The 18,449-nt window shown below is 43.0% G+C and carries 16 protein-coding genes and 1 riboswitch; of the genes, 2 read left to right on the forward strand and 14 right to left on the reverse strand.

Translation table 11 applies throughout. The annotated features are described in order from the left end of the window. Positions 1-124: 124 nt before the first annotated feature. From glnS to sdhC, 9 genes are all read right to left on the reverse strand, one after another. The gene (gene glnS / locus H8B19_RS17720; RefSeq protein ID WP_186508359.1) at positions 125-1,786 is read right to left on the reverse strand and encodes a glutamine--tRNA ligase; all 1,662 of its coding nucleotides are present in this window, start codon (positions 1,784-1,786) and stop codon (positions 125-127) included. A gap of 311 nt (positions 1,787-2,097) precedes the next feature. Further along, entirely contained in the window at positions 2,098-2,970 is an 873-nt protein-coding gene (gene sucD, locus H8B19_RS17725; protein ID WP_186508360.1) for a succinate--CoA ligase subunit alpha, read from the reverse strand. Beyond that, entirely contained in the window at positions 2,970-4,136 is a 1,167-nt protein-coding gene (sucC, locus tag H8B19_RS17730; protein ID WP_186508361.1) for an ADP-forming succinate--CoA ligase subunit beta, read from the reverse strand. Before sucC ends, sucD begins: the two co-directional genes overlap by 1 nt. 206 nt (positions 4,137-4,342) lie before the next feature. Beyond that, positions 4,343-5,839 carry a 2-oxoglutarate dehydrogenase complex dihydrolipoyllysine-residue succinyltransferase gene (gene odhB / locus H8B19_RS17735; RefSeq protein WP_186508362.1) on the reverse strand — a complete coding sequence of 499 codons (1,497 nt, stop codon included), beginning with the start codon at positions 5,837-5,839 and terminating at the stop codon, positions 4,343-4,345. Then, positions 5,839-8,667 carry a 2-oxoglutarate dehydrogenase E1 component gene (locus H8B19_RS17740; RefSeq protein WP_186508363.1) on the reverse strand — a complete coding sequence of 943 codons (2,829 nt, stop codon included), beginning with the start codon at positions 8,665-8,667 and terminating at the stop codon, positions 5,839-5,841. The genes odhB and H8B19_RS17740 overlap by 1 nt, the downstream gene beginning before the upstream one ends. A 104-nt stretch (positions 8,668-8,771) precedes the next feature. After that, a complete protein-coding gene (locus H8B19_RS17745; RefSeq protein WP_186508364.1) occupies positions 8,772-9,482 on the reverse strand; it encodes a succinate dehydrogenase iron-sulfur subunit in 711 nt (236 codons plus the stop codon). A 15-nt stretch (positions 9,483-9,497) separates the two neighbouring features. After that, complete coding sequence (gene sdhA / locus H8B19_RS17750) at positions 9,498-11,270, reverse strand: succinate dehydrogenase flavoprotein subunit (RefSeq protein WP_186508365.1); 1,773 nt, start codon at positions 11,268-11,270, stop codon at positions 9,498-9,500. After that, a complete protein-coding gene (sdhD, locus tag H8B19_RS17755; RefSeq protein WP_186508366.1) occupies positions 11,267-11,617 on the reverse strand; it encodes a succinate dehydrogenase, hydrophobic membrane anchor protein in 351 nt (116 codons plus the stop codon). The genes sdhA and sdhD overlap by 4 nt, the downstream gene beginning before the upstream one ends. Continuing rightward, positions 11,611-11,985, reverse strand: coding sequence for a succinate dehydrogenase, cytochrome b556 subunit (gene sdhC, locus H8B19_RS17760; RefSeq protein ID WP_186508367.1), 375 nt, complete (start codon positions 11,983-11,985; stop codon positions 11,611-11,613). Before sdhC ends, sdhD begins: the two co-directional genes overlap by 7 nt. A 358-nt stretch (positions 11,986-12,343) precedes the next feature. Between sdhC and H8B19_RS17765 the strand changes: the two genes are divergently transcribed. Together H8B19_RS17765 and H8B19_RS17770 are read left to right on the forward strand one after the other, a co-directional pair. Then, positions 12,344-13,624 carry a citrate synthase gene (locus H8B19_RS17765; protein ID WP_186508368.1) on the forward strand — a complete coding sequence of 427 codons (1,281 nt, stop codon included), beginning with the start codon at positions 12,344-12,346 and terminating at the stop codon, positions 13,622-13,624. Between the two features lie 199 nt (positions 13,625-13,823). After that, a complete protein-coding gene (locus H8B19_RS17770) occupies positions 13,824-14,363 on the forward strand; it encodes a mechanosensitive ion channel domain-containing protein (protein WP_186508369.1) in 540 nt (179 codons plus the stop codon). Here the strand turns inward: H8B19_RS17770 and H8B19_RS17775 are convergent. The 5 genes from H8B19_RS17775 to H8B19_RS17795 all read right to left on the reverse strand — a co-directional run bounded on the left by H8B19_RS17775 (position 14,360) and on the right by H8B19_RS17795 (position 18,305). Beyond that, a complete protein-coding gene (locus tag H8B19_RS17775) occupies positions 14,360-15,109 on the reverse strand; it encodes a hypothetical protein (RefSeq protein ID WP_186508370.1) in 750 nt (249 codons plus the stop codon). The two genes, H8B19_RS17770 and H8B19_RS17775, sit on opposite strands and share 4 nt — an antisense overlap. Before the next feature lie 76 nt (positions 15,110-15,185). Then, complete coding sequence (gene ribB, locus H8B19_RS17780) at positions 15,186-15,836, reverse strand: 3,4-dihydroxy-2-butanone-4-phosphate synthase (protein WP_186508371.1); 651 nt, start codon at positions 15,834-15,836, stop codon at positions 15,186-15,188. Between the two features lie 109 nt (positions 15,837-15,945). Next, positions 15,946-16,105: riboswitch (FMN riboswitch) on the reverse strand. Positions 16,106-16,183: 78 nt separating this feature from the next. Continuing rightward, a complete protein-coding gene (locus H8B19_RS17785) occupies positions 16,184-17,050 on the reverse strand; it encodes a mechanosensitive ion channel family protein (protein WP_241737669.1) in 867 nt (288 codons plus the stop codon). 12 nt (positions 17,051-17,062) lie between these two features. After that, positions 17,063-18,028 carry a magnesium transporter CorA family protein gene (locus H8B19_RS17790; protein WP_186508373.1) on the reverse strand — a complete coding sequence of 322 codons (966 nt, stop codon included), beginning with the start codon at positions 18,026-18,028 and terminating at the stop codon, positions 17,063-17,065. A 31-nt stretch (positions 18,029-18,059) separates the two neighbouring features. Next, on the reverse strand, positions 18,060-18,305 hold the full coding sequence (locus H8B19_RS17795; RefSeq protein WP_186508374.1) for a hypothetical protein: 246 nt from the start codon (positions 18,303-18,305) through the stop codon (positions 18,060-18,062). Between the last annotated feature and the right edge of the window lie 144 nt (positions 18,306-18,449).

Consider the following 18,449-nt stretch of genomic DNA (forward strand, 5'->3'; position numbering starts at 1 on the left):
GTGTACGTTTAACTCGTTGTTTATCTGCTGTTGTCATAATAAATCCTAAATGTGTAAACACATTTCAGGACAAGACAGATGGTGTAAATAAAAAGCCGGTTTTAAACCGGCTTTTTATTATTGTTTACTGGTTGTCTGACCAAGTATCGCGTAAACCAACAGTGCGGTTAAATATCAAGTTGCCATCTGAGGACAACTTATCCTTACAGAAATACCCTGTTCGCTCAAACTGTACTCCGGTATTTTCTGCAAGACTCACTAACGAGGGTTCGATAAAGCCTTGTTTGATCTCTAATGACTCAGGGTTAATAGCGGCGACAAAGTCATCTTCTGCAGCAGGATTTGCTACCTGAAATAGTCTGTCATACAAACGAATCTCAGCAGGCACGGATTCAGTTGCGCTAACCCAGTGAATAACCCCTTTGGCTTTACGTCCATCTGCCGGATCTTTACCTAAGGTATCAGGATCATACTCACAATATATAGTTTGAATGTCACCTTGATCATCGCGTTCAATGCGCACGGCTTTAACATAGTAAGCATTGCGTAAGCGGACTTCTTTATTTAATACGAGTCGCTTGAACTTTTTATTGGCTTCTTCACGGAAATCCTCACGCTCAATATAAATTTCGCGGGTAAATGGTATTTCTCGTGACCCCATTGATTCATCATTAGGATGATTAGGGGCGGTTAACATTTCCACTTTATCTTCCGGATAGTTCTCAATCACAATTTTAACTGGATCAAGAACCGCCATAGCACGCGCAGCGTTCTCATTCAGATCGTCACGGATACACGCCTCAAGCATACCCATTTCAACCATGTTATCCATTTTAGTTACACCAATGCGCTTACAGAACTCGCGAATTGAAGCGGGTGTATAACCACGACGACGTAAACCTGCCACAGTTGGCATGCGAGGATCATCCCAGCCTTCCACGTGGTTTTCGGTAACGAGCTGAATTAACTTACGTTTACTCAATACCGTATATTCGAGGTTCAATCGCGAAAACTCGTACTGACGTGGCTGGCAATCAATCGTAATATTATCCAACACCCAGTCATAAAGACGGCGATTGTCCTGAAATTCCAGTGTACACAGTGAATGAGTAATACCTTCCAATGCATCCGAAATACAGTGAGTAAAATCGTACATTGGGTAGATGCACCATTTATCGCCGGTTTGGTGGTGATGTGCGAATTTAACCCGATAAAGTACCGGATCTCGCATACACATAAAAGGTGATGCCATATCGATTTTGGCACGCAAACAGCACTCGCCTTCCTTAAACTCACCGTTCTTCATTTTGTTGAACAGGTTTAAATTTTCTTCGGCGCTGGTATCGCGATAAGGGCTGTTTTGCCCTGGCGTTTTAAGCGTGCCGCGCATTTCTCGCATCTGTTCCTGCGCAGAGAAATCCACATAAGCTAAACCTTTGCTAATTAATTCAACAGCAAAATCAAATAACTGGTCAAAGTAATTAGAGGAATAACAGATTTCCCCATCCCAGTTGAAGCCTAACCACTTCACATCATTTTTTATTGAATTAACGTAGTCGATGTCTTCTTTTTCAGGGTTAGTATCGTCAAAACGGAGATTACACTGGCCTTGATAATCCTGTGCCAGTCCAAAGTTAAGACAGATGGATTTAGCATGGCCTATATGAAGATAGCCATTTGGCTCAGGCGGAAAGCGGGTGTGAACACTTTTGTGCAACCCACTGGCTAAATCCTTATCAATGATTTGACGGATAAAGTTGGTCGGACGATTTTCAGTCTCGGCCATAAAGACAACCCCTTAAATGTTTAGATTATATTTTTCAATTAGCCCGCATTATAAAGGCCAATCTGTTGAAATCCTATGGCTTTTATAAGCAATAAAAATAAACAAACCCGCCGAAGCGGGTTTAAAAAACTATTTTAGCGACTACAGCGGGTGATTGTGAAGCTAAAGGGCGAAATAAGCAGAAGAAATGCGCAGTTTATAATTTATAAATGAGCAATTTCGACACACTTAACTTGTCCTTTAGCAGAGCAATCGCCGTTGTATTGAATTTGCCAAGCACTTTGTCAGTAACTAAAAGTGCTTGTAAATTTTTACCAACCGGTAATTTCGCGTAACGCCTTACCAATATCAGCCAGTGAGCGAACAGTTTTAACACCTGCTGCTTCCAGAGCTTTAAATTTATCGTCTGCAGTACCTTTACCACCAGCGATAATTGCACCAGCATGACCCATACGCTTACCTGGAGGAGCAGTGACACCTGCAATGTAAGATACTACAGGCTTAGTGACGTTTTCTTTGATAAACGCTGCCGCTTCTTCTTCTGCGGTACCACCGATTTCACCGATCATTACGATAGCTTCAGTCTGTGGATCATTCTGGAACATTTCCAGGATGTCGATGAAGTTTGAACCCGGAATTGGGTCACCACCGATACCTACACAGGTAGACTGCCCGAAACCTTCGTCTGTGGTTTGCTTAACAGCTTCATAAGTTAAGGTACCAGAACGTGAAACGATACCGACTTTACCTGGCTTGTGGATATGACCAGGCATGATACCGATTTTACATTCACCCGGAGTGATAACACCCGGGCAGTTTGGACCGATCATACGCACACCTTTACGGTTAACGTATTCTTTCACGTAAAGCATATCGATGGTTGGGATGCCTTCAGTGATACAAACGATCAATTCGATACCCGCATCCGCCGCTTCAACGATAGAATCTTTACAGAAAGGCGCAGGAACATAGATAACGGTTGCCGTTGCACCAGTGGCTTCGACTGCTTCACGTACAGTATTAAATACAGGCAAACCTAAATGCTCAGTTCCACCTTTACCAGGGGTAACACCGCCAACCATTTGAGTGCCGTAGGCAATCGCTTGTTCAGAGTGGAAAGTTCCCTGACCACCGGTGAAACCCTGACAGATAACCTTAGTGTCTTTATTAATTAAAACTGACATTATTTGCCCTCCGCTGCTGCAACAACTTTTTGCGCTGCATCAGTTAAAGACTCAGCAGCAATGATATCCAGACCAGAATTAGCCAGAACTTCACGGCCTAGTTCAGCGTTGGTACCTTCAAGGCGTACAACAACAGGAACATTTACGCCCACTTCTTTAACTGCACCGATAATACCTTCGGCGATCATGTCACAACGTACAATACCGCCGAAGATGTTAACCAATACGGCTTTTACATTGTCATCAGATAAGATGATTTTGAATGCTTCAGCTACGCGTTCTTTAGTTGCACCACCACCAACATCCAGAAAGTTAGCTGGTTTACCACCATGCAGGTTCACGATATCCATGGTACCCATGGCCAGACCCGCACCGTTAACCATACAACCAACGTTGCCGTCTAATGCAACGTAGTTCAGTTCCCATTGTGCTGCGTGAGCTTCACGCGCATCTTCCTGAGAAGGATCCTGCATTTGCTTAACTTTAGGCTGACGATATAAAGCATTACCATCGATAGCTACTTTGGCATCCAGACAGTGCATATTACCGTCAGTCTTGATAACTAATGGGTTAATTTCAATCAAAGCAACGTCTAGGTCCTCAAACATCTTAGCTAAACCTAAGAAAATTTGAGTGAACTGCTTGATTTGAACGCCTTCAAGACCCAATTTAAACGCCATTTCACGCGCTTGATATGGCTGAGCACCAACCAGTGGATCGATTTCGGCTTTCAGAATTTTTTCTGGTGTTTCTTCAGCAACAGTTTCAATTTCCATACCGCCTTCAGTAGACGCCATGAAAACAATGCGACGGCTACCACGGTCTACTACCGCGCCCAAATACAATTCGTTGGCGATATCGGTACAAGATTCAACCAATATTTTGCTTACAGGCTGACCATTTTCGTCAGTTTGGAAGGTGACCAGGTTCTTACCTAACCAGTTTTCGGCAAATTGACGAATGTCATCTTTGTTTTTTACCAGTTTTACACCACCGGCTTTACCACGGCCACCAGCATGCACCTGACATTTAACAACCCACTCAGAACCGCCAATGCGGTCCGCTGCTTCTACTGCTTGTTGAGGCGTATCAGCAGCAAAGCCTTCAGAAACAGGCAAACCGTATTCACGGAATAACTGTTTACCTTGATATTCATGCAAATTCATGGCGTTTTTATCCGTTTAATTTAATGTTTAAATCTCAACTGCCAATTACAGCGTCGACTTTACAATGACAAAAAAGCTGCCTTGGCAGCTTGATTAAACCGCCGGGAATTATAGTCATTACCCGGCTGAGTTGGTAGCCAAAACTCATTGTTCCGGCTTAATAATTTCCAAAATTCCACATACGAATTAAGGTGACTAAATTATTCTTAAACATCCAACAGTAAACGTGTTGGATCTTCCAGCATTTCTTTAACAGTTACCAGGAAGCCCACTGATTCTTTACCATCAATGATACGGTGGTCATAAGACAATGCCAGATACATCATTGGCAGAATTTCTACCTTACCATCAACAGCCATTGGACGGTCCTGGATTTTATGCATACCCAGAATCGCGCTTTGTGGTGGATTGATAATAGGTGTAGACATCAGTGAACCAAATACACCGCCATTGGTGATGGTGAAGTTACCACCCTGCAAGTCATCCATTGACAATTTGCCGTCACGACCTTTAATGGCTAAATCTTTAATGCCTTTTTCAACACCTGCCATACCCAGCGCATCACAATCACGCAATACTGGCGTTACCAAACCACGTGGCGTTGAAACCGCAATCGAGATATCGAAATAGTTGTGATAAACAATGTCATCACCGTCAATGGATGCATTCACTTCAGGGAAACGTTTTAACGCTTCAGTTACCGCTTTCACATAGAAAGACATAAAACCTAAACGAATTCCATGACGTTTTTCAAAGCTTTCCTGATATTGCTTACGCAAATCCATAATTGGCTTCATGTTAACTTCGTTAAACGTGGTTAACATGGCTGTAGAATTTTTTGCTTCTAACAGGCGGTTAGCAATCGTTTTACGTAAACGCGTCATAGGCACGCGTTTTTCAGTACGCTCACCCATGCTTACTGCTGGAGCTTCTTCTTTAGCAGATGTTTGCGGTTTAGATGAACCAGACTGCAAGTGTTTTTCTACATCTTCTTTAGTCACACGGCCGCCTTTGCCTGTACCTTTAATATTGTTAGCATCAAGGCCTTTTTCAGCTAACAAACGACGTACAGAAGGACTCAGTGCATCGTTGTCACCGTCAGAAGATTCTGCTGGCGCTGATGTTTCTTTTGATGCTGCAGGTGCAGCACCTGCCTGGAAGTTTGCGATAACCTGTTCCGCATTAACGGTGTCACCTTCCTGAGCCAAAATCTCAGACAGACTACCATCAGCAGGTGCAACAACTTCCAAAACCACCTTATCAGTTTCAATATCGACCAGATTTTGGTCGCGTGACACAGCTTCACCTGGCTGAACGTGCCAGGTAGCAATTGTTGCGTCTGCCACAGATTCTGGCAGTACAGGTACCTTAATTTCCACAGATTCACCTTTGCTACTGGATTGATTTGATTGTTCACTTGACGCTGCGGGCGCAGCCTCCGAAGAAGACTCAGGTGAGGCTTCACCACCTTCAGAAAACTTAGCGATAACTTGTTCGGCTAAAACCGTACTACCTTCCTGCTCTAACACTTCAGAAATAACACCATCGGCAGGTGCGACAACTTCCAGCACAACCTTATCGGTTTCTATGTCCACCAGATTTTGATCGCGGATCACCTTTTCGCCAGGCTTAACATGCCAGGTTGCAATAGACGCATCAGCGACAGATTCTGGTAAAACGGGCACTTTAATATCAATGGTCATTATTCTGTCCCTTCTTTAAAATTTAATGCATCTTCAACCAGTGTTTTTTGCTGGCGATTATGCTCAGCGATATAACCTACGGCTGGTGATGCCGATGCAGGACGGCCTGCATATGTTAACTTGCCACTTTCCGGGATAGACGCCCAGAAATTATGTTGCATACAATACCAGGCACCCTGGTTTTGAGGCTCTTCCTGACACCAGACCCACTCTTTAACATGTTGGTAATCCGCCAATACTTGCTGAATATCGTCATGCGGGAATGGATAAAGCTGCTCAATACGAATAATTGCAACATTATTTAATTCATTTTTACGGCGCGCATCCAGTAAATCGTAATACACTTTACCTGAGCACATCACCACGCGATCAACTTTAGCTGCATCCAGCTCATCAACCTCTGCCAATACATTGTGGAATACTCCGGAGCTTAATTCTTCTAACGAAGATACAGCCTGTGGATGACGCAACAATGATTTAGGAGACATTACGATAAGCGGACGACGCATTGGGCGCACCACCTGACGACGTAACATGGCATAAACCTGAGCCGGAGTTGAAGGTACACAAACCTGCATATTGTGGTCGGCACATAACTGTAAGAAACGTTCCAAACGTGCAGAGCTATGTTCTGGTCCCTGCCCTTCATAACCATGTGGCAATAACAATGTTAAACCACACAAACGTCCCCATTTTTGCTCACCAGAACTTAAGAACTGGTCAATCACTACTTGCGCACCGTTGGCGAAATCACCAAATTGAGCTTCCCAAATAGTCAGAGCACCAGGTTCTGCGGTTGCGTAACCGTATTCAAATGCCATTACCGCTTCTTCAGATAACACCGAATCGTAAATTTCAATGGGCCCCTGATTTTCACTAATGTGCTGTAGCGGCATATAAGTCGCAGCATCTTTTTGATTATGCAAAACAGCGTGACGATGGAAGAATGTGCCACGACCAGAATCCTGACCTGTAAAACGAATTCTGGAACCGGCTTCAACGACTGATGCATAAGCGAGAATTTCTGCACAACCCCAATCCAGCTTTTTCTCACCATTAATCATATTCAGACGTTCCTGATACAATTTAGCGACGCGGGATTGTAATTTAAAACCTTCAGGGAATTGGCAAACTTTCTTACCCAGCTCCTGTAGTTTTTCGACCGAAAGCGATGCGTCGTAAGGGACTGTCCATTCCTGACCGATGTAAGGAGACCAGTCAACTGAATGTTCAGTCATGGGACGCCATTCATCAACCACACAAGCACCATGATCTAAAGCAGCACGATAATCAGACACTAATTTATCAACTTCGTGTTGCTCAATCACTTTTTCAGCTAGTAACTGCTGTGCATAAAGTTCTCTTGGAACCGGATGTTTTTTCACCTTTTGATACATTAAAGGTTGCGTTGCATTTGGCTCATCAGCTTCGTTATGGCCATGACGACGATAACAAACCAGGTCAATCATTACGTCACGTTTAAACGTATTGCGATATTCAAGCGCTAACTGCGTCACAAATAATACAGCTTCAGGATCATCCGCATTCACATGGAATATCGGTGCCTGAACCATTTTTGCGATATCGGTACAATACTGAGTAGACCGCGTGTCTTCACGTTTTGATGTGGTAAAACCAACCTGGTTGTTGATAACAATACGCACTGTACCACCCACAGAAAAACCGCGGGTTTGCGACATGTTAAAGGTTTCCTGAACAACACCCTGACCAGCGATTGCTGAATCACCATGAATGGTGATAGGAAGAACAGCACCGCCATCGTTACTGTGACGACGATCTAAACGCGCACGTACTGAACCGATAACTACAGGGTTAACAATTTCTAAATGAGACGGGTTAAATGCTAATGCAAGGTGAACGTCACCACCTGGCGTCGCAAAATCTGAGGAATAACCAGCGTGATATTTAACGTCACCTGAACCTAGCGTATCGTGGTGTTTGCCAGCAAACTCATCAAACAATACGGATGGGTTTTTACCTAACACGTTAACCAGTACGTTCAAGCGACCACGGTGAGCCATACCAACAACCACTTCTTTTGCACCATTGGCGCCAGCATGGCTGATCAAACCTTTAAGCATTGGAATTAACGAATCACCACCTTCCAGCGAGAAACGTTTAGCTCCTGGGAATTTTGATCCCAGGTATTTTTCCATACCGTCTGCAGCTATGAGACCTTTTAAAATGGCAATCTTTGTATCGCGATTGAAGGCTGGTCTTGATTCAACTGACTCTAAACGCTGTTGAAGCCAGCGTTTTTGTTCCGTATTGGTAATGTGCATATATTCTGCACCTACGGAACCACAATAAGTTCGGTTAAGAGACTTAAATAATTCTCCTAACGGCATGGTTTCTTTGCCAATTGCATAAGAGCCCACGCTATAAACAGAATCAAAATCCTGTTCAGATAATTCGTGATGCGATAATTCTAAATCTCGAACTCTCTCTTGCTTCCATAAGCCCAAGGGATCGAGATTAGCATGTTGGTGACCACGGAAACGATATGCATTAATTAGCTGTAATACTTTTACTTGTTTCGCATCGGTACCACCTGAAGCGGCTGGTGCTGATACTCTGCCTGCCGGCCCTAACTGAGCAAGCTTCTTAAACAGATCGCGCACGTCGCTATGTTTGGTTTCAACTTCAACCCCTTCCACTGCTGGAAGTTGGTCAAAGACCTCGCGCCACTCGGGCGCCACATCTTGTGGATTTTCAAGATAAGCTTCGTATATTTCTTCGATATAAGCTGCGTTACCACCAGCCATGTGAGAAGAATCCCACCATGCTTTCATCGCGCTTTTTTGCATTGCTGTCCCTTAATCGGATCAAGACAGACCGGTTATCCGGCCTGTCTAACTAAGAACATTTAATTTAAATCAACAGATATTTTCTGCATCATTTTTTGCATCATCTACACTGCACGTTGCAATAGCATAGACTTAATCTGACCAATTGCCTTGGTCGGGTTCAAACTCTTGGGACAGACACTGACACAATTCATAATGCCGTGACATCTGAATACGCTGAATGCATCATCCAAATCGTTTAAACGCTGCTCCGTTGCAGTATCGCGGCTGTCAGCCAGAAAACGATAAGCATGCAACAAACCTGCAGGACCAATAAACTTATCCGGATTCCACCAGAATGAAGGACAAGAGGTTGAACAACATGCACACAAGATACATTCGTACAAACCATCCAGTTTTTCACGTTCTTCAGGCGACTGCAGATACTCACGCGCAGGCGGCTGTTTAGAATCGTTAATCAGATAAGGTTTAATTTTTTCGTATTGCTGATAGAACTGACTCATATCAACTACTAAATCGCGCACTACCGGTAAGCCAGGTAAAGGACGGATTACGATCTTACCATTACCTAACGCCGATAGCGGTGTGATACACGCCAGGCCATTTTTACCATTCAAGTTCATACCGTCAGAGCCACATACACCTTCTCGGCATGAACGTCTGAACGCCAGAGTCGGATCTAGCTCTTTCAGCAGGATAAGTGCGTCAAGCACCATCATATCCTGACCTTCTTCAACATCCAGCTGATAATCCTGCATCCGAGGGGCTGAATCGACATCTGGGTTGTAACGATAAATTGAAAAGTTCAATTTCATCTGACCATGCTCCTCTTAATAAGTACGTGCTTTCGGTGGGAAAGCTTCACGAGTGACAGGTGCCATATTAACATCACGCTTAATCATCGACTCAGACTGAGGGCGATAAATACTATGACATAACCAGTTTTCATCGTCGCGTTCAGGGAAGTCAAAGCGGCTGTGTGCACCACGGCTTTCGGTACGGAAGTTAGCTGCTACCGCAGTTGCATAGGCAGTTTCCATCAGATTATCCAACTCTAAACACTCGATACGTTGAGTATTAAAGTCAGCTGATTTGTCATCCAGACGCGCATGTTGCAAGCGTTCACGGATTTCTTTCAGTTCCTGCAAACCTTTAGCCATTGCATCGCCTTCACGGAATACCGAGAAGTTAAGCTGCATACACTGTTGCATATCTTTACGGATATCTTCAGGACGTTCACCCTGACCCGGAGCAGAATTTTCCCAACGATTGTAACGTGCCAGAGATTGATCAACATCATCATTGGACGCCGCACGTTGTTCACCAATTTGATCCAATGCTTTACCCAGATGTAATCCGGTTGCGCGACCGAATACCACTAAATCAAGTAACGAGTTACCGCCAAGACGGTTTGCACCATGTACAGATACACAAGCAATTTCACCACAAGCAAATAAACCATTAACAACAGTTTCTTTACCGTTTTCGTCCAAGGTTAGTGCCTGGCCATCAACATTAGTTGGAATACCACCCATCATATAGTGACAAGTTGGTATAACAGGAATCGGTTCTTTAACAGGATCAACGTGTGCGAAAGTACGGGATAATTCACAAACACCTGGTAAGCGGGATTCCAGTACTTCTTTACCTAAGTGATCCAGCTTAAGCTTGATGTGTGGCCCCCAGGGACCGTCACATGCACGCCCTTCGCGAATTTCAGTCATCATTGAACGTGCAACTACGTCTCGAGAGGCAAGGTCTTTAGCATTAGGCGCATAACGCTCCATAAAACGCTCGCCATCTTTATTTAACAGATAGCCACCTTCACCACGACAACCTTCCGTTACAAGAACACCTGCGCCAGCAATACCCGTCGGGTGGAACTGCCACATTTCCATATCCTGTACCGCTACGCCTGCACGTAACGCCATACCAACACCATCACCAGTATTAATGTGCGCATTAGTAGTAGAGGCGTAAATACGACCTGCCCCGCCCGTTGCTAAAACAACGGCTTTCGACTTAAAGTAAACCACCTCTCCGCTTTCCATATCGATAGCGGTACAACCAACAACGTCACCATCCTGATTTTTAACTAAATCAAGCGCGTACCATTCACTGAATACTTTGGTTTTGTTTTTAACATTTTGTTGATAAAGAAGATGCAATAAAGCATGGCCTGTACGGTCGGCAGCTGCGGCAGTGCGTGCAGCCTGCTCACCACCAAAGGCTTTTGACTGACCGCCAAATGGACGCTGATAAACACGGCCATTTTCAAAACGAGAAAATGGCAAACCCATGTTTTCAAGTTCAATAATAGCTTCAGGACCGGTTTTACACATGTATTCGATAGCATCCTGATCACCAATGAAATCAGAACCCTTAACGGTGTCATACATGTGCCATTCCCAGTTATCTTCATGCGCATTACCTAACGCAACAGTAATTCCACCCTGAGCAGATACTGTATGAGAACGAGTTGGAAATACTTTAGATAATAATGCACAGGATTTACCTGACTGAGAAATTTGCAGAGCCGCGCGCATACCCGCGCCACCCGCTCCGATTACAACTGCATCAAACTCATGAACAGGAATACTCACTTGACACCCCACAATACAAACAGACCTGCTGCGCAATAAGCAAACGCAAGCAAGTTCAACAGAAACTGAATAGTCGCACGCACGCCAGCGGGTTTAACATAGTCAGTTAATACCTGCCATAAACCGATGCGAACATGAATCATTATGGAAACCAACGTCGCGAAAGTGAACACTTTCATAGCCAAATTGGCAAATAATGAACGCCAGACGTCATAAGTAATTGAAGGTGTGGAGATAAAAAACCACAGCATAAAAAACGAAAACGCACAGATTACCAGTGCAGTCGCACGCAATGAGACGAAGTCCTGAACTCCATTGCGTTTTAAAGAGGCCTGATTTGTTACCATACCAATACTCCTGCGATAACTGTCAATACAACCCACAATACAATGATAGCTTTTGCACTGTTATTTCCTGAGCCCAACTCTTCCCAGTGACCTAAGTCCATCACCATATGACGTAATCCACCCAAAATGTGATACGTCAGAGCAGAGATAGTTCCAATTGCAATTACTTTCCCAAACCATCCGTTTAAAGACTGCACAACACAGTCAAAACCGTCTGCTGAAGAAACCGACACCGCCCAGGCACCAATTACAAAAATTAGCGCAAAAAACAATGCCACACCGGTGACACGATGGAGGATGGAAGAAACAGCAGCTGGCGGAAAACTAATCGTATTAATTTGTAAATTTACTGGTCTTTGCTTTTTCACGATTTGTTGCCTGTTTAGTCCCCTAAGGACTGGTTATTATCATTGTCATCAAAAATCTAAACAAATTGATCTTTGACACCTGAAGCGCGTTCAGTCGAATGACTGATTAAAGCCATAAGATAATTAGCATTATTGACTAATATCGAAGCTTCAGCTCAATCGACAAAAGTATATCCAGAGCGCCGACTAAATACAATTTTTGTTCCAAATTAGATAGTTACAAAGGTCACAATTATTCAATTGTGGATAAATAATAGTCGAAATGTGATAAAAATTGACTTAAGTGCGCTTTATCAGTACAAATAGCGGCTATTTTTAATAGCTTAGACCACAGAAAAATTCTGAAGGAGAGCAACAAATGGCAGATAATAAAGCCACTCTGACGGTTGGAGACAAGGTAATTGAATTACCCGTTCTAACTGGTACCGCTGGTCATCCCGTTATCGATGTTCGCAGCCTTGGTGCGAATGGTTATTTCACGTTTGACCCGGGTTTTATGGCCACAGGATCCTGCGAATCAGACATCACTTATATTGATGGTGCAAAAGGCATTCTGTTACATCGCGGTTACCCCATTGATGAACTGGCCCGTGATGCTGATTATTTAGAAGTATGCTACATGTTGCTGCACGGTGAAGCTCCTAGCGCTGACGAGTATGCTAAGTTCAAGCAAACCATTACTCATCACACCTTGGTACATGATCAGGTTAACAATTTCTTCCGCGGATTCCGCCGTGATGCACACCCTATGGCCATGTTATGTGGCACAGTTGGTGCAATGTCGTCTTTTTATCATGATGATTTAAACATTTCAGATGAAGATCAGCGTTTACGCAGTGCGTATCGTTTGGTTGCCAAAATGCCAACGTTGGTTGCCATGTGTTATAAATACAACATAGGTCAACCATTCGTGTATCCACGCAATGACTTAAGTTATTCAGAGAATTTCTTAAATATGATGTTCTCTGTACCCGCAGAACAATACAAAATCAGCCCGGCAGTTGCACGCGCTGTTGACCGTATTTTCACCCTTCATGCTGATCACGAACAAAACGCGTCAACGTCAACGGTTCGTCTGGCTGGCTCTTCAGGTGCAAACCCCTATGCATGTATTGCAGCCGGTGTGGCATCTTTATGGGGCCCGGCACATGGTGGCGCCAATGAAGCCTGCTTAAATATGCTTCAGGAAATCGGCAGCGTAGACCGTATTCCTGAGTTTATTGAACGCGCAAAAGACAAAAATGACCCTTTCCGTTTGATGGGCTTTGGTCACCGCGTGTATAAAAACTTCGATCCTCGTGCAACTGTAATGCGTGAGAGCTGTCATGAAGTATTAGCAGAATTGAACATTGACGATCCTTTGTTAGAAGTTGCAATGGAATTAGAAAAAATTGCGTTAAATGATGAATATTTTGCTGAAAAGAAACTCTTCCCTAATGTGGACTTCTATTCAGGCATCATTTTAAAAGCAATAGGTATCCCAACTAATATGTTCACTTGTATTTTTGCATTAGCACGTACAGTTGGTTGGATTTCTCACTGGCATGAAATGTTATCGCAGCCAGGTCAGAAAATTGGTCGTCCTCGTCAGTTATATACTGGCCACGCCCAGCGTCCATTTAACAAAATCGACAAATAATACGTTTAACAAAAAGTTAAATCGTAAAGAAAAAAAGCCGGATGTTAATTCGGCTTTTTTAATGCGTAAAATAAATGTTAACAAAATTAAGGCTAGTTAAATCAATCACTTCTTATTTGTTTATTCAGTGAACTGAATACGTAGCTGTGCTATACAGAACATCTACATGTTATTGCCAAATAAAGCACCGGACTCATTAATGAATTTTGATTACCTGTTTATTTTTGCCGTTATTGCTGGATTCTTGCTGACACGAAAATGGCTGAATATGCTGTTTGATCGTATTACTGCAACCAAACAGGCTTCACTGCAGCGTAAATTAATGGTTCGTCAATTACTGTTAGTTGCCCACTCAATATTTTTTATCATTGTTGGCACACTTATTTTGGGGATTGATTACGGTCAGTTTACTGTATTTTTGTCGTCAGCCTTTGCCATATTAGGCGTCGCTCTGTTTGCACAATGGTCAATATTAAGTAATGTTACCGCCGGTGTACTAATGTTCTTTAACTTTCCCTATCGTGTCGGAGATTGCATACGAGTTGTGAACAAAGATTATGATTTAGTCGGAATTATTGAAGAAATCAGCAGCTTTCACGTACTTATTCGCCACAGAAATGGTGAACTTATCACCTACCCCAACAGTTTAATCCTGCAAACACCGGTCATTAAATTAAGTGAAGCATCAACAGAAATGACAGATGTTATCGCCAAGGTGAGTGATACAAAAAATAATTAAGGTTGAGTAGCAGGACGAATGCCCATTCTTTGTTGGCGCTGCTTAATATACTGACCGGCATCGGGTGGTGCTGAGCATTTAATCATGCCGCCCAATAACCCGGTCATGACTGCAGTAACTTTGCGTGCCACGCCGTCGCAATTAGCTTTGACAGTCAAATCCTCTACTAATTTTTCCTGCTCTGATAGTTGTGGAATCTGCGAAGGTTTAATTAACGGCGAGATTTGTCTAAAACGAAAATTCTGAGCTTGTTCATTTGCCATTTTTAACTGGTGTTCTGCATTTAAATTACGCATATATTGTCTGGTCATTTTTAGCGTAGTTTGACTTTCTCGCTTTTTGTTTGTTGGAGATTTAGACAGCGGAGTATCTTTTTGAATTTGCTCAATTTCAGTAGTGTCAGGTTGTGGCTGATTTTCTTTTTGCTGTTTAATGGCTACAGGAGGTTTTTCAGTTTCATTTATAGTTGGTGCAGCCAGTATTTGTGGTTCAGTTTCTGATTCGGTTTTCTCAACAACGATAGTTGATGTCTCAGGTTTAGCAAAAACCAGTTTAGCTTTTATCGTTTTTAATGCTGGACGTATTTGTTTTTCTTTATACGCTGAGATGGGCCATTGCCAAAGGTATAAAACTAACCCATGAGCTAAAACTGAAATAACCAGTAATTTCCACGGAAAGTGTTCTACTTTGGGTGCCGTAAAATGAATATCTTGTGTTAAATCTGACAAAGAATTGATGGCGTCCATGATCCGGTAAACAAAACTTTAAGCAATCATAAGAGCCATCAAATTCTAATTAGTTCCCAAGTACAAAAGCAGGTTATTAACTCGCTTTTTGCATACTAAGATGGCTAACAATGTCGTCAATTGTCAGCACTGGTATTGCGTGCAGCTCTGCAAAGCGGACAACGTCGGGCGTTTTAGCCATAGTACCATCGTCGTTGGTTAACTCGCACAACACACCACTTGGTGATAAACCGGCAAGCTGCATTAAGTTAATCGTTCCTTCAGTATGTCCTCTTCGGGCTAAAACGCCACCGGGATTGGCTCGAAGAGGAAAAACATGTCCAGGCGAACAAATATTTTCATGATTGTTCTGAGTATTGACGGCTGCTTTAATCGTGGTTAACCGATCCTTTGCCGACACGCCTGTCGTAACACCGTCTTTCGCTTCAATTGATACCGTAAAAGCGGTTTGATATGCGCTAGTGTTATTTTTTACCATTGGCCTTAGGCCAAGCCTGTTTATATCTTCATCTTGCAGACATAAACACACGATGCCACTGCAATGGCGGATCATAAACGCCATTTGTTGCTCGGTAAGAAAATCGGTTGAATAAATAAGATCGCCTTCATTTTCACGATCTTCATCATCAAGCAGTAAAACTGCCCCTCCTCGCTTTAAGGAAGCAATTGCACTTTGCAATCTCGATGATGGTGTGGAATGTTGAAACGTTGAAATGATCTGACTCATGGTAATTCCTCAATATAAGATAACCAGAATCAGGGCGTTAAAAAGCACAAAAACAGCGAACTATTTTTGAACAACACAAAAAGCCATGTCAAAACATGGCATCAGGTTGTTTTATGCTCTCCCATCCGGACTATAACCGTCGGCTCTGGATTAAATAAAGATATCGCACCAGATCTGCTGACCCTGAAAGTTCAGGCGCTCGCGGGCTGATTATTCGTAACGAACAAAACACCGCCGGTGGGGAATTTCACCCCGCCCTGAGAATAAAACAAATGTATTTACCTGAGTAATTTCAGGCAGTGGAACTATAAAAAAGAGTTGAGGCCCGGGCAAGCCCGGAACCATAATTAGTTTTGTACAGAATGGTGAACTGGTAATTCACTTGAGCGAATATGTAAATCCCGTTGTGGAAATGGAATTTCAATGTCGTATTTACGTAAGGCATCATCAATCGCCCACAGATAGTCTGAATAGAGTGCTGTAGGCCGTTTAACTTGCTCAGGGTTCACCCAAACGCCAAGTGTAAAATTAAGTGCGCTGTCACCAAATCCTGTCATCCAGACAACAGGCTCATGTCCTTGTGTATCCAACGTATATTTCACATTTAAAGCAGCTTCAAGCGCCGCCTTTTTAACAATGGTCTTATCGCTGCCATAAGCCACACCAAATGGAATACGAAAACGGCGGATATTATCTTGTAACGTCCAGTTAGTTAGCATGCCACTGGCGAGTTCAGAGTTTGGGATCAATACATCGACATTATCATTGGTGCGAATTAAGGTTGCCCGCATATGGATAGCCTTCACTTCTCCCACTACGCCGGAACTTAGCTCAATAAAGTCACCTACCTTGATACTTTTTTCTAACAGAATAATAAGGCCGGAAACAAAGTTATTCACGACACCTTGCAAACCCAGACCAATCCCAATGCCCAGTGCACTGGCAATCAGGGCTAGTTTCCCAACATCAATTCCCAGGCTGGAAACCGCCACAACAAAACCAATGGTCAGCACAACATAATGTAAGATGCGATTTATAACGTATATTTGTGCCAGTGCGGAGTTATCGCGCCCATGACCAAGACGGGATAGACCGCGTCGTAATAATTTAGACAAGACAAAAGTTAATACCACAATAACCAGTGCGGTAATCAGTTGGTTCAGGGTGATACTGTATTCACCGAAACGGAACAGCTCTGTATTCCACCATTTCATATCCATTTTCTGCTACATCCAGCGTCGTTTTTTAAAGAAGGTTAACAAGCTAATGGCAATAATCGCCATCACCCCCAGTAAAATAAAATAACCATATTTCCATTTTAATTCGGGAATAACCTCAAAGTTCATGCCATACAGACCAGCAAGGAAGCTTAAGGGTACAAAAATCGCTGTTATCACAGTTAATACCCGCATGGTATTATTTAGCTGGTGAGAACTAATCGATAAATAACCATCGAGTAAATCACCACATATTTCGTAATGCATTTGCACCAGTGTATACAGCCGGTCAAATCGGTCTTTTAAATCGATAATATCGTGGTGATGCTGTGGAGAAATATAGGTGCTTTCCAACGCGTATTCGGACTGCAACACATCACTAATTCCGGTGTGATAGTTAAATACCCGACGGAGTTTAACCAGCCGTGAACGGTACGATACGAGCTCCGCCATCATCTGGTCATTACCGCGCTGTAAAAACTCATCTTCCATATCACTTAAGTTCGACTCAAATTCGAGAATCTGTTCCAGGTACACACCCGCTGAGGCATGCATGACTTTCAGTGCAACATGTAACGGGCTTTCTGACAAATAACGTTGCTTTGTACCCCATACTTTATCAATACCTTTAGAATGACCATGACGCACGCTAATCACACAATTCCCACTGACAAAAAATGCCAGTTGAAGATGGGTAATATCTAAATCAGCATTAATCGCGAGTACACCGCGATAAAGGATAAAAATGTGTTCATCAAAAAATTCTATTTTAGGAGGATGACGAGCACGCAATGCATCTTCAATGGCCAGAGGGTGGCAACCGCGCTCTGTTAACAGCGACTGAACCATGTCACGATTATTGTTGTTAAGTTCAATATCAATCCAGATTTTATGTTTATCGGTTAATTGCGCGATGAGGTCCTGTTGCCCATGCTGAATGTCACCATGTTGGTCGAGTAGTTGAGTACGTATCATTGATTCTCCAATGCTTTAGCATAATAAATGCTTAACGTTTATGATCCTTTAACCATTCATTTAACAGCTTAATTTGCCCACATTTATATGCAGCATAGGTTATGCGCAACGCATTGCTCAACAATTCGCTGTCTGTCCAGCCTGATTTGTCAGCTAAATCCTGATAACACTGCAATGCTTCCGGTGTCACATATCCCCTAATTTCTTTATTTCCTTTTAGCTTTTGTCTCTCCCTGTAACGCCGCTGTTTTTCAGCATTTGCGTTTAGTTTTTTCACGAAGCAGCTTCTCCTGCAATAATTTAGTCACCTGAATGTGCGAATATCATATCCTTTGTCCTGCACTGCACAAAATAATTTAAAAAAAACACTGCTCAGAGTTGTTTAGCGTACAAGTGTTCGCTAAATTACGGGCTCTTCAAA

The sequence above is a fragment of the Neptunicella marina genome (assembly GCF_014270035.1).
Lineage (GTDB): Bacteria > Pseudomonadota > Gammaproteobacteria > Enterobacterales > Alteromonadaceae > Neptunicella > Neptunicella marina.